Raw genomic sequence first — 25,868 nt, forward strand, 5'->3', positions numbered from 1 at the left:
CCCCTTGGGGAGAGGGCCAGGGAGAGGGGCGACAGGCAACTCCAACCACCCCACAACGACAACAAGAAACCGGAAGCGCCCATGACCGCCCCAGCCCACGCCCGCTCCGGCCCCTGATCCGCCGGCCCCGGCGATCAGCGCCGGACCGCCCCCTCTTCCGTCCGACGTATCCGCGACCGCGGAGGGGGATCTTTTGCGCCTTTTCCACCCACTCTGCGCCGATGACAACAACAATGAAGAACCGCACCCTACGCATTCCGCTCCGCCCGTCCGCCGCCCTGACCCTGGCCCTCGCCGCCGCCGCCGGCGCCCAGGCCGCCGGCTTCGTCGACGACGCCACGGGCTCCCTGACCCTGCGCAACTTCTATATCCACCGCAACTTCGTCGACGACCGCGCCACCCGCAGCAAGGCCGAGGAATGGACCCAGAACTTCCTCCTCGACCTCAAGTCCGGCTACACCGAGGGCCCGCTCGGCTTCGGCCTCGACGTGCTCGGCCTCTACTCCTTCAAGCTCGACGGCGGCAAGGGCACTGGCGGTACCCAGCTACTGCCGCTCGACCACGACGGCAAGCCCGCCGACCAGTTCGGCCGCCTGGCCGTCTCCGGCAAGCTGAAATTCTCGGAAACCGAACTGCGCGCCGGCGAGTGGTCGCTGGTGCTGCCGATCCTGCGGGCCGACGACGGCCGTTCGCTGCCGCAGACCTTCCGCGGCTCCATGCTCACCTCCAGAGAGATCCCCAGCCTGACCCTCCACGCCGGACACATCACCGGCAACAGCCCGCGCGACGACGGCAGCATGGAGGACATGACGCTGAACGGCACCAGCCCCTACACCAGCGACCGCACCTCCGACGACTTCGACTTCGCCGGCGCCGAATACGCCTTCAACGGCAAGCGCACCAGCGTCGGCCTCTGGTACGCGCGCCTGAAGGACATCTACAAGCAGCGCTACGTCCAGCTCCAGCACAGCCAGCCGCTGGGCAAGGCCTGGACCCTGGACGCCAACCTCGGCTACTTCGACGGCGAGGAGGACGGCGAGGCGCTCGAAGGCCACCTGGACAACAAGACGCTGACCGGGATGTTCTCGCTCCGGCACGGCGCGCACACCTTCTACCTGGGCCTGCAGCGGGTCAGCGGCGACAGCAAGTGGCTGCGGGTCAACGGCACCAGCGGCGGCAGCCTGGCCAACGACAGCTACAACGGCAGCTTCGACAACGCCCGCGAGCGCTCCTGGCAAGTGCGCTACGACTACGACTTCGCGCCCCAGGGCGTGCCCGGCCTGACCCTGATGACCCGCTACATCGAGGGCCACAACGTGCACACCGGCAACATCGACGACGGCGAGGAATGGAACCGCGAGACCCAGTTGAGCTACGTGGTGCAGAGCGGCCCGGCGAAGAACCTGGCCCTGCGCTGGCGGAACTCGACGATCCGCCGCGACTGGGGCGCCGACAACGAGTACGACGAGCAGCGGATCATCGTCCAGTACCCGCTCTCGCTGTTCTGACCTGCTGAAACCGCGCCCACATACATATCAAATAAATATCAAGATCAGATTTTCTATATATTTTTAATCCAAAACCGTCCCCGCTAGCATCGTCTCGCGCACCGGCCCCCACCCGGTGCGCTACGCAACGGCCCGCCCGACGGGCCGACTCCAACAACAATCCGCGTACGAGACGACCATGTACAAAACCCCGCTCGCCTCGGGCCTGACCGCCACGGCCCTGCTCGGAATGGCTTTTCCCCCGCCCGCCAAGGCCGACTTCCTGGAAGACAGCAAGGCCAGCCTCGAACTGCGCAACTTCTACTTCAACAGCGACTACCGCCAGGACGGTGCCAACCAGTCCAAGCGCGACGAATGGGCTCAGGGCTTCCTGCTGCGCTACGAGTCCGGCTTCACCGAAGGCACGGTCGGCTTCGGCGTCGATATGCTTGGCCTGCTGGGCCTGAAGCTGGACTCCGGACCGGAGCGACAGAACTCCGGCCTGCTGCCGGTGGGCGACGACAAGGCGCCGGACAGCTACAGCCGCCTGGGCGCCACCGCCAAGGTCAGGATCTCCGACAGCGTGCTGCGCATCGGCACGCTGGACCCGCGCCTGCCGACCGTCCTCCCCAACGATTCGCGCCTGCTGCCGCAGACCTTCCAGGGCAGCCAACTGACGTTCAAGGAGATCGACGGGCTGACCATCGATGCCGGCCGGCTGACGCGGAACAACCTGCGCAACGAAAGCAACCGCGAGGACCTGGCCGTCACCGGCAAGGGCATCACCGGCGAGCGGAGCAGCGACCGCTTCGACTTCGCCACCCTCAGCTACCGCTGGGACAACCAACTGACCACCACCTACAGCTACGCCAGGCTGGACGAGAATTACCGGCAGCACATCGTCAACCTCGTGCATGTGCTGCCCATCGACAAGCGCCAGTCGTTCAGGAGCGACCTGCGCTTCGCCCGCTCCCGCGAGGACGGCGACACCAATGTCGACAACGACGCCTTCGGCGCCCGCTTCACTTACCGCCTGGACGGACACGGCTTCGGCGCCGCCTACCAGAAGATGAGCGGCGAAACGGGTTTCCCGCGCATCGATGGCACCGACCCGTTCCTGGTGAACTACGTGATGCTCTCGCCGGACTTCGCCAACCCCGACGAGAAGTCCTGGCAGTTGCGCTACGACTTCGACTTTGCCTCCGTGGGCATTCCCGGCCTGACCTTCATGACCCGCTACCTGCGCGGCGACAACTTCGACCGCGGCGCCAAAGAAGGCAGGGAATGGGAGCGCAACACCGATATCGCCTACGTCTTCCAGAGCGGCTCGCTGAAGAACCTCGGCCTGAAATGGCGCAACGGCACCTACCGCAGCAATGGCGGCAGCGACATCGACCAGAACCGGGTCATCGTCAGCTACACGATTCCTCTGCTGTAACCCGCCACCCCCGGCCGCCACGCCGGGCTCCCCCACCAGAAACGCCCCGCCGGCCCCCGGCCGGCGACCAAGGAGTCCCCATGAACAAGACCAAGACGCTTCTCCACCTGGCCATCCTCTGCGCCCTCGCCGGCGGCTACGGCGCACAGGCGGCGAACACCGAGGAACTGCCCTGCAAGACCACCGCCGAATGCGCCGCCGAAGCGGCGAGGATCGGCGCGGGCAAGGTCAAGCCCAGCGCCGGCAAGCCCTCCGAAGCGGATCAGTTCGCCTGGATCAACAAGATCAACAAGGCCTCCATCGTCATGCTCGTCGAGGAAGGCATCGTCACGCCGCAGATGGGCCGGAAGATCGCCGGCGGCATCCGCCACACCGTCGACCAGGCCGGCCGGCCCGGCGGCAAGCGGCCCGGCGACGTGCTGCAGATCGAGCGGATCATGATCGACGACATCGGTCCGGAGGCTTCGCTGGTGCACTCCGGCCGCAGTCGCCAGGACATCCTCGCCACCTACCGGCTGGCGACCCTGCGCCGGCAGGTGCTCGACTACGCGGCGGCGATGAACGCCACCCGCCAGCGCCTCCTCGACATCGCCGCGAGGAACGCCGACACCCTGGTGCCGGCCTACACCAACGGCGTACAGGCGATGCCGATCACCTACGCCCATTACCTGCTGGCCTACGCGGCATCCTTCGACCGCGACGCCCAGCGCATCCGCGAACTGTACGCGCGCCTCAACCGGAGCCCGATGGGCAGCGCGGTGCTCGCCAACTCGGCCTGGCCGCTGAACCGCGAGCGGCTGGCCAGGCTGCTGGGCTTCGACGAGGTGCGCGAGAACTCGCTGGACTCCAGCCAGGTATCGAGCTACGACATCCCCATCGAGGCGGTGGACATCGCCGCCAACTCGGCGATCCGGGTCGGCGCGCTGATCGGCGACATCCATACCCAGTACCACCAGATCCGCCCCTGGCTGCTGCTCGACGAAGGCTCCACCTATACCAGCAGCGCCATGCCGCAAAAACGCAACCCCGGCCTGCTGATGCGGGTGCGCGAATCGGCGTCCGACACCGTCGGGCTGGCCGAGGCGGTCACCCTGCGTGCCCACAACGTCACCACCGGCATGACCGACTACAAGTTCGCCTTCGATTCGCTGGGCGTGTTCGACGCCGCCACCGACATGTTCAAGGGCATGGACAATGTGCTGGATGCACTGACCATCAACGCCGCCCGCGCCCGCGAGGAACTGGAGAACGAGTGGACCACCTCCATGGAGCTGGCCGACACCCTGCAGCGCGCCCACCAGGTACCGTTCCGCATCGGCCACAGTTTCGCCTCGCTGATCGTCGAGGAGGCGCGCAACGAAGGCTACGTGCCCAACACCTTCCCCTATGCCGACGCGCAGAAGCTCTATACCCGGGCCGCCGACAAGTTCGGCTGGAAGGACAACCGGCTACCGCTGGACGAGGCCGCCTTCCGCGCCTCGCTGTCACCGGAGAACATGGTCAAGACCCGCGTCGGCATCGGCGGCCCGCAGCCGGCGGAAGTGCAGCGCATGCTCGCCGGGGCGCGCCAGGCGCTGCAGAGCGACGACGGCTGGCTCAAGGACACCCGCGCCCGCCTCGACAACGCCGACAAGGCGCTGGACGACGCCTTCGCCAGTCTGCTCGACGGCAAGGGCTGAACCACGGCCGCTAGCCCGGCACGGCCAGCGCCGCGCCGCCCAGTTCGCGGCGCAGCGCATCGCGGTCCAGCGCGCCCTGCCAGCGCGACAGCGCCAGGCAGGCGACGCAATTGCCGAGCACGTTGGTCAGGGAGCGGCATTTCATCAGCCGCTCCACGCCCAGCAGCAGGCCGACGCTCTCCACCGGCACCAGGTGCAGCGCGCCGAGGGTCGCCGCCAGCGTCAGCAGGGCCGATCCGGCCACGCTGGTCGAGCCCAGCGAGGTCAGCAGGCAGACCGGCAGCAGCGTCGCCAGCAGGCCGGCCGTCAGCTCCACGTGCGCCGCCTGGGCGAGGAACACCAGCGCCGTGGTCAGGTACAGGTTGGAACCGTTGAGGTTGAAGGTGTAGCCGGTAGTCATCACCAGGCGCACCACGTCGCGCGCGCAACCCAGGCGCTCCAGCTTGGTCACCAGTCCCGGCAGCGCCGCCACCGAGGCGCCGGTGAACGCCACCAGCACCAGTTCCTCCTTCACATAGGCCACCAGCCGCGTCAGCCGGGCCCCCGCCATCCGCGCCAGCGTCGCCAGCACCAGGCAGACGAACAGGATGCTGGCGAAATAGATCGTGCCGACGAACTTCACCAGCGGCAGCACGGCGCCGGGACCGAAGTGGCCGACGGTGAAGGCCATCGCCCCGAACGCCGCCAGCGGCGCGAAACGCAGGATGAAGCGCAGCAGGCGGAACAGGCGGTCGACGACCTGCTCCAGGACGTGCTCCAGGCGTGCACCGCAGGCACCGAGATGCGGCAGCGCCAGCCCCGCCAGCAGCGCCGCCAGCAGGATCTGCAGCACCGGACTGTGGCGGAAGGCGGCGGCCAGCCCCGCGGGCACCGCATCCCGCGGCACGTCGAACGCCTGCCCGCCCGCCGTGCCGTCGCCGTCCAGGTCCAGGCCACTCACCACCAGCCCGCCATCCGGCACCATCGGCGGGGCGGCCGACAAACCGTTGCCCGGCTGCAGCAGCAACGCGACCAGGCAGCCGGTGCACAGCGCCAGCAACGAAAGCGCCTGGAAGTACAACAGCACCCGGCCCGCCAGGCCGGCCCGGCCACGGCGCCCGCGCAGCCCCGCCACGCCGGAGACGACCAGCACGAACATGACGATGGGCACGGTCAGGCCGATGACCGCGACGAAGCCGTCGCTCAACGGCCTCATCGACGTGGCCAGCGCCGGCCGCCAGAGCCCCAGCGCCAGGCCGCACAGCATGGCGACCAGCACCTGCAGCGTAGCGTTCTTCAAACACCTTCGGACCATTCGCTTCCCGCGCCAGCCTGTTCTTGTGGTTATCCGGGCACCTTACGGTGGGTCCGGTCGCCCCGCAACCGGCGGATGGCGGCGTTTGCCGGGTAGCGGGCGCCCACGGCTACAATCGCCACCTCGCTCGCCGCCGGTCAGACACCGCCATGGAACTCCGCCACCTGCGCTACTTCGTGATGGTCGCCGAAGAGAAGCACTTCACCCGCGCCGCCGCCCGGCTGAACATGCAGCAGCCGCCACTGAGCCAGCAGATCCGCGCGCTGGAGGAGGAACTCGGCTTCGCCCTGTTCCTGCGCCACCCCAAGGGCGTCGAGCTGACCGCCGGCGGCGAGGCGTTCCTGCGCGAAGCGCAGGACATCCTCGCCCGCGTCGCCCAGGGCGCCAGCAAGGCGGCCCGCGTGGCCCAGGGCATCGAGGGCATGCTGGCGCTGGGCTTCACCAGTTCGGCCACCTCGCACCCGCTGATTCCACGGATCATCCGCGAATACCGCGCGCGCTTCCCCGGCGTCGAGATCGCTCTCAGCGAGGACAATGCACAGCGACTGACCGAAAGCGTCACCGCCGGCGGTATCGACCTGGGGGTGCTGAGGGCACCGGTGGCGAACCCGGCCGGCATCGAATTCCACCGCCTGCTGGTCGAGGACATGCTGCTGACGCTGCCGGTGGACCATCCGCTGGCGACCGACGCGGCCCGCCGCGAGGGCGTCCCGCTCGCGGCGCTGGCGCGGGAGCGCTTCATCCTGGTCCGCCGGCCGGGCGCGCCGGGAATGTACGCCAACCTGATCGCCGCCTGCCGCAACGCCGGTTTCGAACCGGCCATCGCCTTCGAGGTGGAGCGCATGCTCACCAACGTCAGCCTGGTGGCGGCGGGCGCGGGCATCTCGGTGGTGCCCGCGTCGATGAAGGACCTGCACCGCGACAATGTCGCCTATTGCCGCCTGCGCGGCGCGAAACCCAGGCTGGTGGCGCCGGTCACGCTGGTCTGCCGCGGATTCAACCAGAGCCCGCCACTGCGCAACTTCATCGCCCTGGCCCGGCAACTGAGCGCCGAGTACCGCAGGCAGCCGCCCGTCGCCGCCGGCTAACCCCACGCCAGCGCCGCTCAGCCGGGCACTCCCACAGCACATGGTGCGGACGTCGCCACGAATCGCAGGCTCCATCGCCGCCGCCCAGGTAGGGAGAAAAGTATTCGAGACGGAACTCGGCAAGCGGAACGCAGTCTTGAAAGGCGCTGCGGACAAGCGATCGACCAAGCATTTCCCGGGCGCCATCAAGGCAACCCGGTTGACGAACATGCACGAAAATCATCGGGAACCTCCACGCGCTCGGCCGGAGCCGACTCCGGTCCGCGACGACGCGGATGGTTCCACCCCTTCCCTCGCATGGATCGCCTGCAGCAGGCGTTTTTACCCGTTGACCATCGGTGAGCCTTTGCTGTTCGAACGCCAGCGGAAGACAGGGGCCGGTACGTCTCGACCAGAATGCTCGTCAAGAAAACCAGCGACGCAAGGACTGTTGAATGAATACATCGACACTGAGCGGTAGCGTGCCGAACCCTACGCCCCGCGCGGCCACCGGCAAGATGCTCGTGGATGTGGGCGGCCACGACGATTACAGCTACGCCATGGGCCTGCAGCCCGACGGCGGGATTCTGCTGGCGGGCTACAGCTACGACCCCGGCCGCCGGAACTACGACACCAGCCTCGTCCGCCTGAATGCCGACGGCACCCTCGACACCGGCTTCGGCGACCTCGGCAAGGTCGTCGTCGACATCGGCGGGAGCGACGGGGCGCGCGGCCTGTCCCTGCAAGCCGACGGCAAGATCCTCCTCGCCGGCCTGAGCGCGAACGACTTCGGGGCGATCCGCCTGAACGCCGACGGCAGCCTCGACACCGGTTTCGGCGTCGGCGGCAAGGTCACCGTCGATATCGCCGGCAGTTACGACCAGGCCAATGCCCTGGCCGTGCAGCCCGACGGCAAGATCCTGCTGGCCGGCAACGGCCACAACGGCGCGAACTACGATTTCAGCCTGATCCGCCTGAACGCCGACGGCTCGCTCGACACCGGCTTCGGCAATGGCGGCAAGGCCAGCTTCGACGACGGCGGCCATGAGTTCGGCTACGGCCTGGCCCTGCAGGCGGACGGCAAGATCCTGATGGTCGGGCAGAGCGGCTCCGACATCGGGGTGATCCGCCTGAACGCCGACGGCAGCCTGGATGCCGGCTTCGGCGACGGCGGCAAGGCCATTCTCGATATCGGCGGAGAGATCGACATCGGCCGCAGTCTGAGCCTGCTGCCCGACGGCAAGATCCTGGTCGGCGGCTTCAGCTACGACATCAGCGGCGATTATTACCACTACAACTTCAGCCTGATCCGCCTGAACGCCGACGGCAGCCTCGATACCGGCTTCGGCGACGGCGGCACGGCCATCGTCGATATCGCCGGCGGCAACGACCAGGGCCACAGCCTGGTCCTACAGGACGACGGCAAAATCCTCCTCGCCGGCTTCAGCTACCTGCCGGACAGGGGCGCTTACGACTTCAGCGTGATCCGCCTGAACGCCGACGGCAGTCTGGATGCCGGCTTCGGCGGCGACGGCAAGGTCACCGTCGATATCGCGCGCGGCTACGACGAGGGCTACAGCCTCGCCGTGCAGCCCGACGGCCGGATTCTGCTCTCGGGCCTCGGCAACAACTCTGCCAGCGGCCGCTACGACTTCAGCGTGATCCGCCTGAACGCCGACGGCACGCTCGACACGAATTTCGGCGCCCTGGACGATGGCGTCGACCTCGTCGAAGGCAGCGACGGCGACGACGAACTGCTCGGCGACAGCGCCCGCGAACTGCTCCTCGGCAAGGACGGCGACGACCGCCTGGACGGTGGCGCCGGCGACGACACCCTCGACGGCGGCGCCGGGCGCGACAGCCTGAGCGGCGGCGGCGGCGCCGACCTGTTCCGCTTTTCGAGCCGCGAGGACAGCCACCGCACCGCCAGCGAAGGCTTCGCCGACCGGATTCGCGACTTCGACCCCGCCGAGGACCGCATCGACCTCTCGGCGCTCGGCTTCAGCGGCCTGGGCGACGGTCGCAACGGCACCCTGGCCGTGCAGGTGAACGGTGCCGGCACGCGCACCTACCTGAAGAGCTTCGAGGCGGATGCCGAAGGCCGGCGCTTCGAGGTCGTCCTGGACGGCGACTACGCGGGCCTGCTCGATGACGGCCAATTGATCTTCGCGCCGCCGCGCCTCGAAGGCAGCGCGGCCGACGACGATCTGATCGGCAGCGCGGCGGCGGAAATCCTCACCGGCGCGGACGGCGACGACCGCCTGCACGGCGCCGGCGGCGACGATCTGCTCGACGGCGGCGCCGGGCGCGACCGGCTGACCGGTGGCAGCGGCGCCGACCTGTTCCGCATCGCCAACCGCGAGGACAGCCACCGCACCGCCAGCGAAAACCTCGCCGACCGGATTCGCGACTTCGACCCCGACGAGGACCGCATCGACCTCTCGGCGCTCGGCTTCAGCGGCCTGGGCGACGGCCACGGCGGCACTCTGCTGCTGCAGGTGAGCGGCGAGCGCACCTACCTGAAGAGCTTCGAGGCGGATGCCGAGGGACGGCGTTTCGAGATCGCCCTGGACGGCGACCTCGCCGGCCGGCTCGACAGCGGCAATCTGCTCTTCGCCGCCGCGCCCCTCGAAGGCAGCGCGGCCGACGACGATCTGATCGGCAGCGCGGCGGCGGAAATCCTCACCGGCGCGGACGGCGACGACTACCTGCACGGCGGTGCCGGCGACGACATCCTCGACGGCGGCGCCGGACGCGATACCCTGGCCGGCGGCAGCGGCGCCGATCTATTCCGCTTCTCGGCCCGCGAGGACAGCCATCGCACCTCCGGCGAAAGCTTCGCCGATCGGATCCTCGACTTCGAGGCCGGTACGGATCGCATCGACCTCTCGGCGCTCGGCTTCAGCGGGCTGGGCGACGGTCGCGACGGTACCCTGGCCGTGCAGGTGAACGACACCGGCACCCTCACCTACCTGAAGAGCTTCGAGACGGATGCCGAGGGACGGCGTTTCGAGATCGCCCTGGAGGGCGACTACGGCGGGCAGTTGTCCGCCGACGCCATCCTCTTCGCCGCGCCCAACCAACTGGAAGTCATCGGCAGCGTGCCGCCCGAACAGGTCGGCTGAGGAAAGACGAAGTGCTCTCCGGCAAGGCCGGAGGCACTCCTCGGCACGGCATTGCGCCGTACCGCCGATGGCGGGTCGGCTCCTGGCCGCAATGCGCAATAAAGGCGGACTTACCCGGAGCCACGACCTTGTCGGCCTTGTCCGGGTCAAGGAGGGCAGGCGCTCTCGACCGCCCCTTCGTTGAAAACCGTCACGTTACAAGGATCGTTGAATGGAAACCGCAACACTGAGCGATACCGCGTCGAACCTCACCCCCCGCGCCGCTACCGGCAAGATGCTCGTGGGGATAGGTGGACATAGCGATTACGCCCATAGCGTGGCTTTGCAAGCCGACGGCAAGATTCTGTTGGCGGGATACAGCTTCAACACCAGTACCAGAAATACCGAGTTCGCGGTGGTCCGGCTGAATGCCGATGGCACGCTCGACTCCAGCTTCGGCGGCGACGGCAAAGCCACCTTCGATATCGGCGCAGGCTACGATCAGGCCTACAGCCTGGCCCTGCAGTCCGATGGCAGGATTCTGGTGTCGGGCTATAGCCATGACCCCGGCGCCGACACTGATTTCAGTGTGATTCGTCTGAATCCCGACGGCAGCCTCGATACCGGCTTCGGCGATGATGGCAAAGCCACCTTCGATCTCGGAGGAGGCTCCGAAAGCAGCCGGGGTTCGACGGTACAGCCCGACGGCAAAATCTTGCTCTTGGGATACAGCGTTTATTTCTACGATTTCGGCGTGCTTCGGCTGAATACCGACGGCACGCTCGATACCGGCTTCGGCACCGAAGGCAAGGCCACCTTCCATACCGAGGAAAGCAGCTATGGCTATGACCTGACGTTGCAGCCCGACGGCAAGATCCTGATGGCCGGCTCCGGCTTCAACGTGATTCGGCTGAATGCCGACGGCACGCTCGATACCGGCTTCGGCGACGATGGCAAGGCCGCCTTCGATATCGCATTGACCGACACCAGCCGAAGCCTGGCCTTGCAGCCGGACGGCAAGATCCTGGTGGCGGGCTCCAGCTACTACGACGGTGACAGCCATTACGACTTCAGCCTGATTCGGCTGAATGCCGATGGCAGCCTCGATCCCGGCTTCGGCGGCGACGGCGACGGCGACGGCGACGGCGACGGCGACGGCGAAGTCACTATCGATATCCTCGAGAGCAGCGACATGAGTTATGGCATGGCCCTGCAACCCGACGGCAAGATCCTGGTGGCCGGACAGAGCTATAACCCCAACAGCCATGACGATGACTTCAGTGTCATCCGCCTGAACGCCGACGGCAGCCTCGACACCAGCTTCGGCGGCGACGGCAAGGCCACTTTCAATGTCGGAGGGGATCATGACGCAGGCCAGCGTCTGATCTTGCAACCCGACGGCAAGATTCTGATTGCGGGATATAGCTACAACATCAGCAGCAACGATTTCGAGTTCAGCGTGATTCGCCTGAACGCCGACGGCTCGCTCGACAAGAACTTCGGCGCCCTGGACGACGGGGTCGTCATCTTCACAGGCACCGACGACAGCGACAGGCTGACCGGCAGCGACGCGCCCGAGCTGATCCTCGGCAAGGGTGACGAAGACCGCCTGGAGGGTGGCGCCGGCGACGACATCCTCGATGGCGGCGCCAGACGCGACGTCCTGAGCGGAGGCACGGGCGCCGACCTGTTTCGCGTCTCGGCCCGCGAGGACAGCCAGCGCACCGCCAGCGAAGGCTTCGCCGACCGGATTCTCGACTTCGAGGCCGGTACGGATCGCATCGACCTCTCGGCGCTCGGCTTCACCGGCCTGGGCGACGGCCACGACGGCAGCCTGGCCGTGCAGGCGAACGACGCCGGTACCCTCACCTATCTCAAGAGCTTCGAGGTGGATGCCGAGGGACGGCGTTTCGAAATCGTTCTGGAGGGCGACTACGGCAGCCTGCTCGGCAGCGGCAACCTGATCTTCGCGCCGCTCACTCTTGAGGGCACCGAGGCCGGCGACAGCCTGACCGGCAGTCCGGTCGCGGAAAACCTCGCCGGCGCGAGCGGCGACGACCGCCTGCACGGCGCCGGCGGCGACGACCTGCTCGACGGCGGCGCCGGGCGCGACCGGCTGACCGGTGGCAGCGGCGCCGACCTGTTCCGCATCGTGGTCCGCGAGGACAGCTACCGCACCGCCAGCGAGAACTTCGCCGACCGGATTCGCGACTTCGACCCCGACGAGGACCGCCTCGACCTCTCGGCGCTGGGCTTCACCGCCCTGGGCGACGGCCACGACGGTACCCTGGCGGTACGGGTGAACGAGGCCGGCACGCGCACCTACCTGAAAAGCTTCGAGGCGGATGCCGAGGGACGGCGTTTCGAGATCGCCCTGGACGGCGACCTCGCCGGCCGGCTCGACAGCGGCAATCTGCTCTTCGCCGCCGCGCCCCTCGAAGGCAGCGCGGCCGACGACGATCTGATCGGCAGCGCGGCGGCGGAAATCCTCGCCGGCGCGGACGGCGACGACTACCTGCACGGCGGCGCCGGCGACGACATCCTCGACGGCGGCGCCGGACGCGATACCCTGGCCGGCGGCAGCGGCGCCGACCTGTTCCGCTTCTCGGCCCGCGAGGACAGCCAGCGCACCTCCGGCGAAAGCTTCGCCGACCTGATCCTCGACTTCGAGGCCGGTACGGATCGCCTCGACCTCTCGGCGCTCGGCTTCGGCGGGCTGGGCGACGGTCGCGACGGTACCCTGGCCGTGCAGGTGAACGGCGAGCGTACCTATCTCAAGAGTTTCGAAGCGGATGGCGAAGGCCGGCGTTTCGAGGTCGCCCTGGAGGGCGATCTCGGCGACCAGCTTTCCGCCGGGGATTTCCTCTTCGCCGCAGCGGCGGCCAGCGCCGACCGGCTCGAAGTGCTGGGCGTCACGCAGCCCGAACAGGCCGCTTGAAAAGACGCGAGGGCGGATCGCCCATCCGCCCTCCCGGCGTCGATCGATGCCGGGCGCCCTTGCGCCGATCCGGCGCGCGGCGCCAGGCCGCCGACGGCAAAGTCGGGCCTCAGTTGCCCTGACTGCATTTACCCATGACGCTGTACTCGACGACGTGCCGATGCCCCCCATGGTCCAGGTAAACCATGTGCACGGGCACGACCCTGCAGACATCGGCCGGCTCTTCGATGCTGACAACCTTGGCGATGTCCAGTTTGCTGCCATAGGCATAGTGCTCGACCACCGGTTGCTCGGCGGCCTGGGCCATTGTGCCGCCCAGCGCGGCGAGGGAAGCGGCAGCCACGAAAGCGGACAGGAAGCGTTTCATCGTGTGGGTGTCCTAACTGTGCAAACTCTTGAAAGTCTTCAGTCGGAACGGAGTGAGGCTGAAGGCATTGCGCAACCCGCCGGGCCGTTTGCCTGAGCCGGATGTCTGCGGGTTTCGCAGCTTTTTTCGGAAGCCGGGTATAGATTATTGCGACACTCTTTCACAATAAATTCACAGCCTGAGCAATGGTTTCGTACTTTCCGGAAAGAATCGATCGGGCGATCGCCGCGACAGGAAGGCGGAACCATCCGCGATGGGACGGCGCAAGCCAGGCGACACTCATGGCACGCTGGCCGTGTTTGCGGGAATCCGGAACGCGGCGGCCTTTACCCATCTTTACTCCGCCCTAACGGCCCCTTACCACCGCCGCGCCGATACTGCCTCCAACGGCGGGCCTGCCCCGCCTTCGCCATGAGGAGGCGCGCACGATGAAATCCCCTGGTCGACGCACGGCGATCGCACTGTTGCTGGTGGCCCTCTCCGCTCCGGTCCTGGCCGGCCCGCCCGGTGGAGGGGGCGGCCACGGCGGCCCAGGCCCCGGTTCCTCCTGGGGGCCGCACGGTCCGGGCCGCGGCCACGGCCTGCCGGATTACGCCCGCGAACTGTGGATCGGCAGCACCCTGTACTTCCTCGCCGCCGGCACCTACTACCTGTGGAACGCCGACCGCAAGGAATACGTGGTGGTCCAGCCGCCGCCCGCGGTGCCGACGCTGCCGGCCGGCAGCTACGAGGTGATCGCCTACCCATCGGCCGGGCAGAGCCAGGACCAGCAGGGGCGCGACCGCTACGAGTGCCACCGCTGGGCGGTCAACCAGAGCGGCTTCGACCCCTCCACCGCGACCCAGGCGCCGGCGGTCGCCACCTCCGACTACTACCGGCGGGCGCTGGGCGCCTGCCTGAGCGGACGGGGCTACAGCATCAACTAAACAGGCGCCCGTCCACTGCCCGGCCTCACCGGCGGCGCCGGCGAGGCCGCCCCACGGGGGACGTGTCAGACGCTCGGGTCGGTCTGCGGAGCACTGCCTACCAGCGCAAGCTCCGTGGCGCTGTCGTCGAAGACCAAGCTGGATTCGTCCAGCCCCGCGTGGTTGCCCTCCAGGGCGATCTCGAAGCGCTCGCCCGCGGCATTTGCCTCGAAACTCTTCAGGTAGGTCCGTGTGCCGGCACTGTTCACCTGTACGGCCAGGGTGCCGTCGCGACCGTTGCCCAGCCCGCTGAAGCCGAGCGCCGAAAGGTCGATGCGATCCGTACCAGCCTCGAAGTCGAGAATCCGATCGGCGAAGTTTTCGCTGGCGGTGCGGTAGCTGTCCTCGCGTGCGGAGAAGCGGAAGGTGTCGGCCTCCTCGCCGCCGGTCAGCCGGTCGCGCCCGGCACCGCCGTCGAGCAGATCGGCGCCGGCGCCGCCGAGAAGCTGCTCGTTGGCCGCGCCGCCGATCAGCGTGTCGTTGCCGTCCGTGCCGCGCAGGGGCCCGCTGGACGAGTGGGCGCCGGAGAGCTGCACCGAGGCGATCCGCCCGCCGCTGATGCCGTTGTCGCGAAGCGTGGTGTAGTCGCTGCCGTCGTTGCGCTCCTGCACGATGTAGGTGGCGTCGCCCGAGGTGGTGATGAGGTTGCCCTCGATCAGGGTGTTCAGCGTTTCGTAGACATTCCCCGTGATGCCGGAATCATCGAAGGCCTGCAGGAGGACTTCCGGGTAAGTGCCGTTCTGCACGTTATCGTGGATCCGATTGTCCAGGAGTTGCACGTCCTGTGCGCCGGCGATGCGTACGCCGGCCGTACCGTTGTCGTAGATATGGGCGTTCTGCAGGGTGACGTCGTGGCTCAGCTTGATCAGCACGCCTTCCAGAGCGTTGTCGTGGTAGGAGCCGCCGTCGATCCGGATATTGTAGGCGTGGGGCACGTCGTACGAGCCGCGTTGCACCACCAGGCCGGCGGCGCCGTTACCGTAGGCGACGTTGTCGCTCAGGGTGAAGTCGTGGCTGCTGGTGACCACGTTGAAACCGTGGAGGTCGTTGTTGTAGGCGACGTTGTTCTCGAACGCGCCGTCGATCTGGTGGTCGGCGACGAAACCGACGAAGCCGTTGTCGTGGGCCACGCTGTCGCGGATCACCAGGTTGACGGTACGCGCGTGCGGGTCGAAGCCGTAGCCGGACATCTCGCGGGCCTCCACCCGCTCGACGATGACATTGCGATCGGCGCCGTCGCCGAACTTGTAGCCGGTATAGAAGCCGAACACCGTGCCTTCGGGATTGTTGTCGCGGTTGCCGTCGAGGGTCAGGTCGCGGACGCCGAAGTCGTGCGTCTCCTCGGTTCCGGACGAGCGGATCATGCCGTTGACATGCCCGTTCCAGCCATCGAGCAGCTTGACGACGGTTTCGCCCATGCCGGCGCCCGCCAGGTAGACATTGCTCTTCATCATCAGGGCGCCATCCACTCCCCGTTCGCCGCCGCTGACCCGATACTCGCCGGCCGGCAGGTGGACGGTACCGCCGCCGGCCGCGTGGGCGGCATCGATCGCCGCCTGGATGGCGGCCCGATCGTCGCTGACGCCATCGCCCAGTGCCCCGAAATCCTTGACGTTGAAATCCATTTATCCGCTTCCGTATTCAGAATGCGTACTCAGACGCAATGAGAGGGAAAGGGACGGAAACAGCCGATTTTCCCAACAAGCCATCCCGACCCGTGACATTGTCGCGATTACCTGAACACTGCACCTCGGTACCTGCCGGGCCTCCCATATCCAGGGGCGCCGGGGATACCTCGGAGCGGCGGCCGAACCAGCGCCGCTTCCTTCCGACCCACGGAAAGCCTTTCGAGTTCTTTTGGATCGAAGGGACGGGCGCGCGAAAACCTTTCCCCGGCCGGGCCGAGGCGCCGTCGACGCGCCGGCCCGGCCACGCCGGAGCCCGGCCGGCACGGGGCCCTCAGAACTGCCGCACGATGCGCAGGCCGGCCTCGGGGAGCGCCGATTCGCCGCGCGCCTTGTCGACGCCGATGCCGAACTGGAGGTTCAGCGTGCGGGTCAGCCGGTGGTGGATCTGCGGCATCAGCAGGACATGGCCGTCATGGCCGCTCCGATAATTGAGTTCGACGCCGAGGACCGTGTTTTCGGTCGCATCGAAGAAGGTCGAATGGTTGACGATCAGGTGGTTGCGCCCGCTGGAGCCGGACCAACCGATGTCGGCGAGGCCGATCATGCTCATGCTGCTCCAGCGCGCGCTGAAGCGGTGGCCCAGCGTATAGACCAGGGTGTTGAAGTATTTGTGGTGCTCGCGCTCGTAGATGTTCATGTATTGAACGCCATGGGCGGAACGGCCCTGATTGAAGGCGCCGAGCGTGGCCTGCACGCCCACCTTGTATTCGCTCAGCCGATCGTCCTCGAAGGGAAACTCGAACTCGACGGCCCAGCCGTCGGCAAAGGCATATTCCGCCTCCGGCGCCCAGTCGGTTTGCTGATCGGATTCCGACAGCGGGCCGGTCGCCAGTACATTGGCCTCCAGTTCGCCCTGCCGTGCGCCGAGCGGACGCATCATATCGAAGACCATCGGTTCCGGAATTTCCGGATAGGCGCCGTTTCCGCCGGACGATGCCAGCGCGACCGATCCGACAGCGGACGACAACAAGCCCACGACAGGCCATAAACACATATACCGCAGCGAATTCACCACAACTCTCCAGAAGCGCAGAAAAGAACTCTGCAAGACATGCACTTAAATATCAGCCCAAGCTGAAACATGACTTAATGGAGAGCCGTCGATAAATATCACGCCCACACTCGATCATGCGCCCGCGAAGTTTCGAGGACGACGAGAAAGTTATGCGCTGGAATGGCCGGAAGTTATTCAACGACGAACGAAGGCCAGGGGTATGGAACTCCCCCGGCCTTTCGGAATATCGAACTTGCAAGTCACTGACACGGTCACTGCCACATTGCGCAGCAGGCCGCCGGAATATCTCTAATCAAGAGCGGTCGAGCGCGAAAGCGCGGGCTCAGCCCTGGCAACCGCCGCCCATGACCTGATAACGCATGACGTGCGTTGCACCATGGGAATCTTCATAAGTCATGACGGCCGGAGTCACGCCACAGACCGACGAGTCGCTTTCGATGGAAATGACTTTGTGCACATCCAGTTTCTCGCCAGCCTCGTAGTCATGAACTTCGGCGACATCTTCGCCGTCGTCGGGCTGGACGAGTTGAAGGTCGGCGGTCAGAGGGTCGGGTTCCTCTTCGGCGGCATCGACCAGATTACTCATGGCCATAAAGGGAACCGCGGCCATCATCAGAACAGCCAAGGATTTCATGGTTTTCTCCCATTGCATCAGGCAAGCCGGTCCCTTCACCGGGTTTTCCCGGCGATACCTGTTTTTTTCAATAAGGCTGGATCTTTCTTTTCGAGCGATTCTTTTCCATCGCTCTGGGAGTGATTCTAAGCGTTCGGCACCGCTCGAATAAGCGCCATTCCGGCCATTCACCGTTGACTATCAGGAAAATATTGCAAAATCATGTTGTTTTTATTCTAAAAAGCACTCTGAAAAACTCAATATATTCCAAATCATATATAACTCCGTCGCGCCCCTACGCTTCCTCCGCCCGGCGCACCGGCGGGAACTCGATCCGTACCCTGAGCCCGCCGCCGGCGCCATCCAGCAAGCGGATCGCCGCCTGGTGCGCGCGGCAGATCTCGCCGACGATGGCCAGCCCGAGTCCCGCGCCGCCGCGCTGCGGGTCGAGCCGCTGGAAGCGCTCGAAGACCTTCTGCCGGGCGCTTTCCGGGATGCCCGGACCGTCGTCCTCCACCTCCAGCACGGCCGGCGCGGCGACGCGCAGGGTCACGTTGCCGCCCGGCGGGGTGTGCGCCAGGGCGTTGTCCACCAGGTTGCTGAGCAGTTCGTTGAGCTGCGTCGGCTCGCCCGTCACCCAGACCTCGCCCGGCCCCTCGAAGGCCAGCGCCACGCCGCGAGCATGAGCCAGGGGCGCCAGGGCCAGGCCCAGCTCGCGGCACAGCGAGCCCAGCTCGACCGGCTCGGCGCCGCCCTCGGCGATGGCCTGGGCGCTGCTTTCGATGCGCGCCCAGGAGAGCAACTGGTTGGCCAGGTGGGAAAGGCGGTCGCCGCTCTGCCGGACCTCTTCCAGGGTGCGGTACCAGGCGTCCGGCTCGCGCTCGCGCAGGCCCAGTTCGAGGCGCGCCTTGAGCGCCGCCAGCGGCGTGCGCAGTTCGTGGGCGGCGTCGGCGATGAACTGCGACTGGCGCTCCAGCAGGCTGCGCAGGCGGCCGGTGAACAGGTTCAGGGCGGAAACCAGCGGCAGCAGCTCGCGCTGCACCGTGACCGGCGGCAGGGGCCGCAGGTCTTCCGGGCTGCGCTCCTCCACCGCCTGGCGCAGGCGCTCCAGCGGGCGCAGCGCGGCGGTGACCACGAACCAGGCCAGGGCCATCGCGCCGACCGCCAGGAGGCCCATGCGCAGCAGGGTGTCGACGAGCAGACCGCGCGCCATGCGTTCGCGCGCCTCCTCGGTCTCGGCCACGCGGATCTCCACCATGCCGCTCAGGGTGGTTTCGCTGACCGGCTGCTGCAGGCTGACCACCCGCACGTTCTGGCCTCGATAATGCGCGTCGTAGAAGCGCGCCAGGGCCGGATAGTCGCGGGTCAGCGGGACGTTCGCCGGCGCGCCGGGCAGGTTCTCGTAGCCGGACAGCAGTTGCCCGTGGATATCCAGCACCTGGTAGTAGATGCGCCCGGCGCTGTCGAAGGCGAAGCTGTCCAGGGCCAGATAGGGGATGTCCGCGCGCAGGCCGCCATCGGCCTCGGAAAGGCCGTCGGCGATGCTCCGCGCCGAGGCCAGCAGGGTGCGGTCGTAGGCCCGGTCGGCGGCCTGGCGGCCGTTGGAGTAGGCGCTCAGCCCGCTGACCGCCAGCAGCACCGCCAGCAGCCCGGCCATGCGCCGCAGCAGGCGCCCGCGCAGGCTGCCGTCGACGCGGATGTCGCCGGCCGCATCATTCACCGCGCGCTTCCAGCAGATAGCCGAGGCCGCGGAAGGTGACGATGCGCACGCCGCTCGCCTCCAGCTTGCGGCGCAGACGATGGATGTAGATCTCGATGGCGTCGGGGCTGACCTCGTCGTCCAGGCCGAACACCTGGGAAGCCAGTTGCTCCTTGCTCATCACCCGTCCCGGTCGGGCGATCAGCGCGCTCAGCACCGCCTGCTCGCGGGCGGTCAGGTTGAGCGGTTCGCCGGCCAGCGCGAAGCGGCCGGTGGCCAGGTCGTAGACCAGCTCGCCGCAGCGCTGCTGGCGCTCGCCGCCGAGCACGCTGCGCCGCAACAGGGCCTTGACCCGCGCCTCCAGCTCGGTCAGTTCGAAGGGCTTGGCCAGGTAGTCGTCGGCGCCGAGGTTGAGCCCCTGCACGCGATCCTTGACCTCGGCGCGGGCGGTGAGCATCAGCACCGGCACCCGGTTGCCGCGCTCGCGCAGCCGCGCCAGCACCTCGAAACCATCGAGCCGCGGCAGGCCGACGTCGAGCACCACCAGGGTGAAATCCTCGCTGGACAGCGCCAGGTCGGCGGCCACCCCGTCGTGCAGCACATCCACGGTCAGCCCCGTCGCGCGCAGCGCCTGGGCCACGCTGTCGGCCAGCGGGGCGTGATCCTCGACCAAAAGAATGCGCATGGCGATCTCCGCGGGTTGGGGGTGCCGGCCAGTGTACAGGCACGAAGCCCGGTTGATCAGCCGTGATTGGCGGCGAAAGCGCAGTGAAAGCCTGGTGAAAGCTTGGCGCTCTAGGATCGCTCGGGAGCCGCCCCCGGAGTCCGTCCCGGACGCCCTCGCACCGGCAACCGCCGCGCGGCTTCCCGACAACAACAACAAATGGAAACCATCGCATGTACCGCATCCCGCTTTCCCCGGCGACGCCTGCGCGCCGGCGCCCGCCCCGAGCCGTCCGTCTCCCGTCGCGAGCCTGTCGGCTACGCCCGGCCGTCGTGGCCCGCCCGTCCACGGGCATCTGAACGAACAAGAACAACAGTCAGAGGAACACCCCCATGCTGCGTCCATCGCTGCGCAACACCCTGCTGGCGGCCGGCTCGGCCGCGTTGCTGTCCGCCCCGCTGAGCGCCGAGCCCAGGCGTCCCGAATGCATCGCCCCGGCCGCTCCCGGCGGCGGTTTCGACCTCACCTGCAAGCTGGCGCAGAGCGCCTTGGTCGAAGCCAAATTGCTGGAGAAACCGATGCGCGTCACCTACATGCCGGGCGGCGTCGGCGCGGTGGCCTACAACACCATAGTCGCGCAGCGCCCGGCCGATCCCGGCACCCTGACCGCCTTCTCCAGCGGCTCGCTGCTGAACCTCGCGCAGGGCAAGTTCGGCCGCTTCGACGAGACCGCGGTGAAGTGGCTGGCGGCGGTCGGCACCAGCTACGGGGCCATCGCCGTGCGCGCCGACTCGCCCTACCGGACCCTCGCCGAGCTGGCCGCCGCGCTCAAGGCCAACCCCGAGCAGGTGGTGATCGGCTCGGGCGGCACCGTCGGCAGCCAGGACTGGATGCAGACCGCGCTGATCGCCAAGGCCGTCGGCGTCGACCCGCGGCAGATGCGCTACGTGGCCATGGAGGGCGGCGGCGAGATCGTCACCGCGCTGCTCGGCGGACACATTCAGGTGGCCAGCAGCGACATCGCCGACGCCATGCCGCATGTCGAGAGCGGCGGCATCCGCATCCTCGCCGTGCTCTCCGACAAGCGTCTGGAAGAGCCGGCGATGGCCGCCATCCCGACCGCCCGCGAACAGGGCTTCGACGTGGTCTGGCCGGTGATCCGCGGCTATTACCTGGGACCCAAGGTGAGCGACGCCGACTACGCCTGGTGGAAGGACGCCTTCGACCGCCTGCTCGCCTCCGAGGACTTCGCCCGCCTGCGCGACCAGCGCGAGCTGTTCCCCTTCGCCATGACCGGCCCCGAGCTGCAGGCCCACGTGTCGAAGGAAGTCGCCCGCTACCGCGAGCTGGCCCGGGAATTCGGCCTCACCCAGTGATCACGCGGCGAAGCCCCCGCCGGGGTTTCGCCCGAGGACGCCATCATGCTGCTGCAACGCCTGTTCCTGGCCGCCTGGCTCGTGCCCGCGCTGGCCATGATCTACATCGGTTCCGCCTACCAGGCGCCGTTCGCCTACGAGCCGGTCGGCCCGCGCGCCTTTCCCCTGTTGATGCTGGGACTGCTGGCCGCCGGCCTGGTCTACCTGCTGATCCACCCGACGCCCCTGGCGCACGACCCCGACGAGCCGCCACCGACCCTGCAGGCCTACCGCAAGGTGGGACTGGGCATCGCCCTGCTGCTCGGCTTCGCCCTGGCCTTCGAGCCGCTCGGCTTCATCCCCGCCAGCGCCCTGGCCGGGCTGTGCTTCGCCCGCCTGTACGGCGGCCGCTGGCTGCCGAGCCTCGGCCTCGCCGTGGGCCTGGCGAGCGGCCTGTACCTGCTGTTCGACCGCCTGCTCGACGTGCCCCTGCCGCTCGGCATCCTCGCCGGCCTGGAGATCTGACATGGAAACCCTCAACTTCCTGCTGCAGGGCTTCGGCGTCGCGCTGACCCCGAGCAACCTGGCGATCGCCCTGATCGGCACCCTGATCGGCACCGTGGTCGGCCTGCTGCCGGGCCTCGGCCCGATCAACGGCGTGGCCATCCTGATTCCGGTGGCCTTCGCCTTCGGCCTGCCGCCGGAGTCGGCGCTGATCCTCCTCGCGGCGGTCTACCTGGGTTGCGAATACGGCGGGCGGATCTCCTCGATCCTGCTCAACATCCCCGGCGAGGCGGCGACCCTGATGACCTGCCTGGACGGCTACCCGATGGCCCGCCAGGGCCGGGCCGGGGTCGCCCTGTCGCTGTCGGCCTGGAGTTCCTTCCTCGGCGCCTTCATCGCCACCTGCGGCATGGTGCTGTTCGCGCCGATGCTGGCCGACTGGGCGATCGCCTTCGGCCCGGCCGAGTATTTCGCGCTGATGGTGCTGGCCATCGTGGCGCTGGCCGGGATGGCCGGCGACAAGCCGATGAAGACCCTGGTCGCGGCGCTGCTCGGCCTGTTCCTTTCCTGCGTCGGGATCGACGCCAACAGCGGCGTGTACCGCTTCACCTTCGACAGCATCCACGTCGCCGACGGCATCCAGTTCGTGGTCCTGGTGCTCGGCCTGTTCTCGGTCAGCGAGATCCTCCTGCTGCTGGAGAAGACCCACCACGGCCACAAGGCGATCCAGGCCACCGGGCGCATGCTGTTCAACCTCGACGAGGCGCGCCGGGTGTTCCTGCTCAACCTGCGCTGCGGCATCGGCGGCTTCATCGTCGGCGTGCTGCCCGGCGCCGGCGGTACCCTGGCCAGCGCCCTGGCCTACTCGACGGAGAAACGCCTGGCCGGCGCCGACGGCCGGTTCGGCAAGGGTGACCTGCGCGGCCTGGCCGCTCCGGAAACCGCCATCGGCGCCTCCTGCTGCGGCGCCATGGTGCCGATGCTGACCCTCGGCGTGCCCGGTTCGGGGACCACCGCGGTGATGATCGGCGCGCTGACCCTGTACAACATCACCCCCGGTCCGCTGCTGTTCCAGAACGAGCCGGAGCTGGTCTGGGGCCTGATCGCCTCGCTGTTCGTCGCCAACCTGATGCTGCTGGTGCTCAACGTACCGATGATCAAGCTGTTCACCCGCATCCTCGCCGTGCCGAACTGGGCGCTGGCGCCGGCGATCGCCATCGTCACCGCCATCGGCGTCTACGCCGTGCACGCCACCACCTTCGACCTGCTGCTGATGGTCGCGGTGGGCATCCTCGGCTACGCCATGCGCAAGCTGGACTTCCCGCTGTCGCCGCTGCTGCTCGGCTTCATCCTCGGCGGCCACATGGAGCAGAACCTGCGCCGCGCCCTGTCGATCTCCAGCGGCGAACTGGACATCCTCTGGTCCAGCGGTATCGCCCAGGGTACCTGGGCGCTGGTCGCGCTGATGCTGGCCCTGCCGCTGCTGCGCATCTGGCGCCGCCGCGCCGCCCGCCGGGCCGCAGCGGCCGCCCTGGCGGAATGAGCGGCCGCGCGGCTTTCCCCCGCTCTCCCCGGAGAGAGGACCGGGGAGAGAGGACACGAGGCCGAGCGCCCTCTCCCCCGGCCGCCCTCCCACAAGCGGGCGAGGGGAGAAGAGCGCGCCGCCCGCACGGCTTCACCCCCTCTCTCCCTGGGGAGAGGGGACACGAGGCCGCCCGCCCCGTATCCTGTGCCCTTCGGCCTCCAGCCGGCCGAGCGCCCGCCCATGCACCGCAGTAGAGGAGATATCCATGGGCCCATCGATCCGTCGCGCCCTGCTGGCGGCCGCCGCGCTGCTGCTGTGCAGCGCCCGGGCCGCCGAACCGCACGCCGCGGAATGCATAGTCCCGGCGGCCAGCGGCGGCGGCTTCGACCTGGTCTGCAAGCTGGCGCGCGAGGCGCTGCAGGAGGCCGGCCTGACCCGCCGGCCGCTGCGCCTCGCCTACATGCCGGGCGGGGTCGGCGCGGTGGCCTACAACACCATCGCCGCGCAGCGGCCGGCCGAGCCCGACACCCTGGTCACCTTCTCCAGCGGTTCGCTGCTGAACATCGCCCTGGGCAAGTTCGGCCGCTTCGACGAGAGCGCGGTGCGCTGGCTGGCGGTGATCGGCACCAGCTACGGCGCCCTGGCGGTACGCGCCGACTCGCCCTACAAGACCCTGGACGATCTGCTCGCGGCGCTCAGGAAGGACCCCGACTCGGTGGTGATCGGCGCCTCCGGTACCGTCGGCAGCCAGGACTGGATGCAACTCGCCCTGCTCGCCCGGCTGGCCGGCATCGATCCGCGCGAGCTGCACCACGTCGCCCTGGAGGGCGGCGGGGAAATCTCCACGGCGCTGGTCGCCGGCCACGTGCAGGTGGGCAGTACCGACATCTCCGACTCCATGCCGCACCTGAACGGCGGCGCCATCCGCCTGCTGGTGGTGTTCGCCGAACGGCGCCTGGACGAGCCGGGGATGGCCGCCATCCCGACCGCCCGCGAGCTGGGCTACGACGTGGTCTGGCCGGTGCTGCGCGGTCTCTACATGGGGCCCGGGGTGAGCGACGCCGACTACCGGCGCTGGAAGGACGCCTTCGACCGCCTGCTCGCCTCCGAGGACTTCGCCCGCCTGCGCGACCGCTACGAGTTGTTCCCCTATGCCCTGACCGGCGAAGCCCTGGAGGCGCATGTCAGGCAGCAGGTCGCCCGCTATCGGGAAATGGCCCGGGACTTCGGCCTGATCCGCTGAGCCGGCCGCCGCTGCCCGCCGCCCGCGTAGCCGCCCGACATCTCCACCCCGCGACCCAGCGCCGCCCCGGGCAGCGCGCGCCGTCGCTCCTGCACGAGGACCTACCGTGACCTTCGGCGTTCCCCCCTCCCTCGCGAACCTGGCGGCCCGCTGCCGCCCCTGGATCTTCACTCCGCTGGCCGGCGCCCTCGGCGGCTGGCTCGCCCAGTCGCTCGGCTGGCCGCTGCCCTGGATGATCGGTTCGCTGCTCGGCGTCGCGGCGCTGCGCTGTCTCGGCTGTCCGAGCGGCGCCGTGCCGCACGGCGTCAAGGCCGGCCAGTGGATTCTCGGCATCGGCATCGGCCTGCACTTCAACCGGGCGGTGCTGGAACAGATCCTCGCCCACCTCGGCCTGGTGCTGCTCGGCACCCTGCTGACCCTGCTCGCCAGCATCTTCGGCATCCTCCTGCACCGCCGCTACGGCGAGAGCTTCGCCACCGCCTACTTCGCCAGCATGCCCGGCGGCGCCAACGAGATGGTCAACCTGGGCGGCCGGCACGGCGCCGTCCTGCAGAACGTGGCCGCCGCACAGAGCCTGCGCATGTTCGTGGTGCTGCTCGGCATCCCCGCCACCTATGCCTGGCTGTTCGCCGACGGGCAGGCCGCCGACATCGTCCATCCCGGCCCCGACGCCGCCTGGCTGGTCCCGCTGTTCGCCCTCGGCGGCCTGCTCGCCCTGCTCTTCCAGCGCCGCAACTTTCCCAATGCCTGGCAGCTCGGCGCCCTGCTGGTCAGCGGCCTGTGCAGCATCGCCTTCGACCTGCACATCGGTCTGCCGGACGGTGCCGGCGCGTTCGGCCAGTGGCTGGTCGGCAGCACCCTGGGCTGCCACTTCGACCGCGCCTTCTTCCGCCGCGCCCCGGCCTTCCTGCTGCGCACCCTGCTGACGACGCTGGCGGCGATCCTTATCGCCCTGCCCATCGCCCTGGCCATGAGCTGGGCTTCGGGCCTGGACGCGCGCGCCCTGCTGCTCGGCATGGTGCCTGGCGGCATCGCCGAGATGAGCCTCACCGCCGAGGCGCTGCACCTGCTGGTGCCGCTGGTCACCGCGATGCAGGTGCTGCGCCTGCTGCTGGTGCTGTTCCTGGCGGCGCCGGTGTTCCGCCTGTGCAGCGAGCGGCTGGGGATCGGCAAGGACGGGGAGCTGGCGGCGCGGGAGTGAGGCCGGCGAGCCATTCCCTCTC

Annotated in this window: 20 protein-coding genes; 12 read left to right on the top strand and 8 right to left on the bottom strand. The window is 68.3% G+C overall.

Annotated elements, in window-relative coordinates:
* Positions 1-221 precede the first annotated feature (221 nt).
* From AVCA_RS22520 to AVCA_RS22530, 3 genes are all read left to right on the top strand, one after another.
* Positions 222-1,508 carry an OprD family porin gene (locus tag AVCA_RS22520; protein ID WP_012703388.1) on the top strand — a complete coding sequence of 429 codons (1,287 nt, stop codon included), beginning with the start codon at positions 222-224 and terminating at the stop codon, positions 1,506-1,508.
* Between the two features lie 178 nt (positions 1,509-1,686).
* A complete protein-coding gene (locus tag AVCA_RS22525; protein ID WP_012703389.1) occupies positions 1,687-2,925 on the top strand; it encodes an OprD family porin in 1,239 nt (412 codons plus the stop codon).
* Positions 2,926-3,005: 80 nt separating this feature from the next.
* Positions 3,006-4,604, top strand: a complete 1,599-nt coding sequence (locus AVCA_RS22530) for an argininosuccinate lyase (protein ID WP_012703390.1) — start codon at positions 3,006-3,008, stop codon at positions 4,602-4,604.
* A gap of 10 nt (positions 4,605-4,614) precedes the next feature.
* Here the strand turns inward: AVCA_RS22530 and AVCA_RS22535 are convergent, their stop codons facing one another.
* Positions 4,615-5,898 carry a cation:dicarboxylate symporter family transporter gene (locus AVCA_RS22535; RefSeq protein WP_012703391.1) on the bottom strand — a complete coding sequence of 428 codons (1,284 nt, stop codon included), beginning with the start codon at positions 5,896-5,898 and terminating at the stop codon, positions 4,615-4,617.
* 149 nt (positions 5,899-6,047) lie between these two features.
* Here AVCA_RS22535 and AVCA_RS22540 point away from each other — a divergent pair, with 149 nt between their 5' ends.
* From AVCA_RS22540 to AVCA_RS22550, 3 genes are all read left to right on the top strand, one after another.
* Complete coding sequence (locus AVCA_RS22540; protein WP_012703392.1) at positions 6,048-6,986, top strand: LysR family transcriptional regulator; 939 nt, start codon at positions 6,048-6,050, stop codon at positions 6,984-6,986.
* Positions 6,987-7,420: 434 nt separating this feature from the next.
* Positions 7,421-10,090, top strand: coding sequence for a M10 family metallopeptidase C-terminal domain-containing protein (locus tag AVCA_RS22545; RefSeq protein WP_012703393.1), 2,670 nt, complete (start codon positions 7,421-7,423; stop codon positions 10,088-10,090).
* Between the two features lie 211 nt (positions 10,091-10,301).
* Positions 10,302-13,007 (top strand): M10 family metallopeptidase C-terminal domain-containing protein, encoded by a 2,706-nt coding sequence (locus AVCA_RS22550; RefSeq protein ID WP_012703394.1) that lies wholly within the window; start codon positions 10,302-10,304, stop codon positions 13,005-13,007.
* A gap of 109 nt (positions 13,008-13,116) precedes the next feature.
* Here AVCA_RS22550 and AVCA_RS22555 read toward each other — a convergent pair whose 3' ends face one another.
* Together AVCA_RS22555 and AVCA_RS26230 are read right to left on the bottom strand one after the other, a co-directional pair.
* Positions 13,117-13,374: a DUF2790 domain-containing protein gene (locus AVCA_RS22555; protein WP_012703395.1), complete on the bottom strand. Its 258-nt coding sequence runs from the start codon at positions 13,372-13,374 to the stop codon at positions 13,117-13,119.
* A gap of 160 nt (positions 13,375-13,534) precedes the next feature.
* Complete coding sequence (locus AVCA_RS26230; protein ID WP_139239953.1) at positions 13,535-13,708, bottom strand: DUF2877 domain-containing protein; 174 nt, start codon at positions 13,706-13,708, stop codon at positions 13,535-13,537.
* Positions 13,709-13,802: 94 nt separating this feature from the next.
* Between AVCA_RS26230 and AVCA_RS22560 the strand changes: the two genes are divergently transcribed.
* Positions 13,803-14,300, top strand: a complete 498-nt coding sequence (locus tag AVCA_RS22560; protein WP_012703396.1) for a hypothetical protein — start codon at positions 13,803-13,805, stop codon at positions 14,298-14,300.
* A 65-nt stretch (positions 14,301-14,365) separates the two neighbouring features.
* On the opposite strand, the gene AVCA_RS22565 is transcribed toward AVCA_RS22560, so the two are convergent.
* The 5 genes from AVCA_RS22565 to AVCA_RS22585 all read right to left on the bottom strand — a co-directional run bounded on the left by AVCA_RS22565 (position 14,366) and on the right by AVCA_RS22585 (position 20,039).
* Positions 14,366-15,964 carry a glycosyl hydrolase family 28-related protein gene (locus AVCA_RS22565; protein ID WP_012703397.1) on the bottom strand — a complete coding sequence of 533 codons (1,599 nt, stop codon included), beginning with the start codon at positions 15,962-15,964 and terminating at the stop codon, positions 14,366-14,368.
* Positions 15,965-16,298: 334 nt separating this feature from the next.
* On the bottom strand, positions 16,299-17,039 hold the full coding sequence (locus AVCA_RS22570) for a hypothetical protein (protein WP_236616302.1): 741 nt from the start codon (positions 17,037-17,039) through the stop codon (positions 16,299-16,301).
* Between the two features lie 325 nt (positions 17,040-17,364).
* Positions 17,365-17,676 carry a DUF2790 domain-containing protein gene (locus AVCA_RS22575; RefSeq protein WP_012703399.1) on the bottom strand — a complete coding sequence of 104 codons (312 nt, stop codon included), beginning with the start codon at positions 17,674-17,676 and terminating at the stop codon, positions 17,365-17,367.
* 274 nt (positions 17,677-17,950) lie between these two features.
* Positions 17,951-19,354, bottom strand: coding sequence for a sensor histidine kinase (locus AVCA_RS22580; RefSeq protein WP_050764416.1), 1,404 nt, complete (start codon positions 19,352-19,354; stop codon positions 17,951-17,953).
* A gap of 13 nt (positions 19,355-19,367) precedes the next feature.
* Positions 19,368-20,039 carry a response regulator gene (locus AVCA_RS22585; RefSeq protein ID WP_012703402.1) on the bottom strand — a complete coding sequence of 224 codons (672 nt, stop codon included), beginning with the start codon at positions 20,037-20,039 and terminating at the stop codon, positions 19,368-19,370.
* A gap of 374 nt (positions 20,040-20,413) precedes the next feature.
* Here AVCA_RS22585 and AVCA_RS22590 point away from each other — a divergent pair, with 374 nt between their 5' ends.
* The 5 genes from AVCA_RS22590 (at position 20,414) to AVCA_RS22610 (ending at position 25,846) form a co-directional block, all read left to right on the top strand.
* Positions 20,414-21,394, top strand: coding sequence for a Bug family tripartite tricarboxylate transporter substrate binding protein (locus tag AVCA_RS22590; RefSeq protein WP_175556002.1), 981 nt, complete (start codon positions 20,414-20,416; stop codon positions 21,392-21,394).
* Positions 21,395-21,439: 45 nt separating this feature from the next.
* On the top strand, positions 21,440-21,898 hold the full coding sequence (locus AVCA_RS22595) for a tripartite tricarboxylate transporter TctB family protein (protein ID WP_012703404.1): 459 nt from the start codon (positions 21,440-21,442) through the stop codon (positions 21,896-21,898).
* Position 21,899: 1 nt separating this feature from the next.
* A complete protein-coding gene (locus tag AVCA_RS22600; RefSeq protein ID WP_012703405.1) occupies positions 21,900-23,420 on the top strand; it encodes a tripartite tricarboxylate transporter permease in 1,521 nt (506 codons plus the stop codon).
* 247 nt (positions 23,421-23,667) lie between these two features.
* Positions 23,668-24,645: a Bug family tripartite tricarboxylate transporter substrate binding protein gene (locus AVCA_RS22605; RefSeq protein ID WP_012703406.1), complete on the top strand. Its 978-nt coding sequence runs from the start codon at positions 23,668-23,670 to the stop codon at positions 24,643-24,645.
* Between the two features lie 106 nt (positions 24,646-24,751).
* On the top strand, positions 24,752-25,846 hold the full coding sequence (locus AVCA_RS22610; RefSeq protein ID WP_012703407.1) for an AbrB family transcriptional regulator: 1,095 nt from the start codon (positions 24,752-24,754) through the stop codon (positions 25,844-25,846).
* Positions 25,847-25,868: the final 22 nt, after the last annotated feature.

Source organism: Azotobacter vinelandii CA, assembly GCF_000380335.1.
Classification (GTDB): Bacteria; Pseudomonadota; Gammaproteobacteria; order Pseudomonadales; family Pseudomonadaceae; genus Azotobacter; species Azotobacter vinelandii.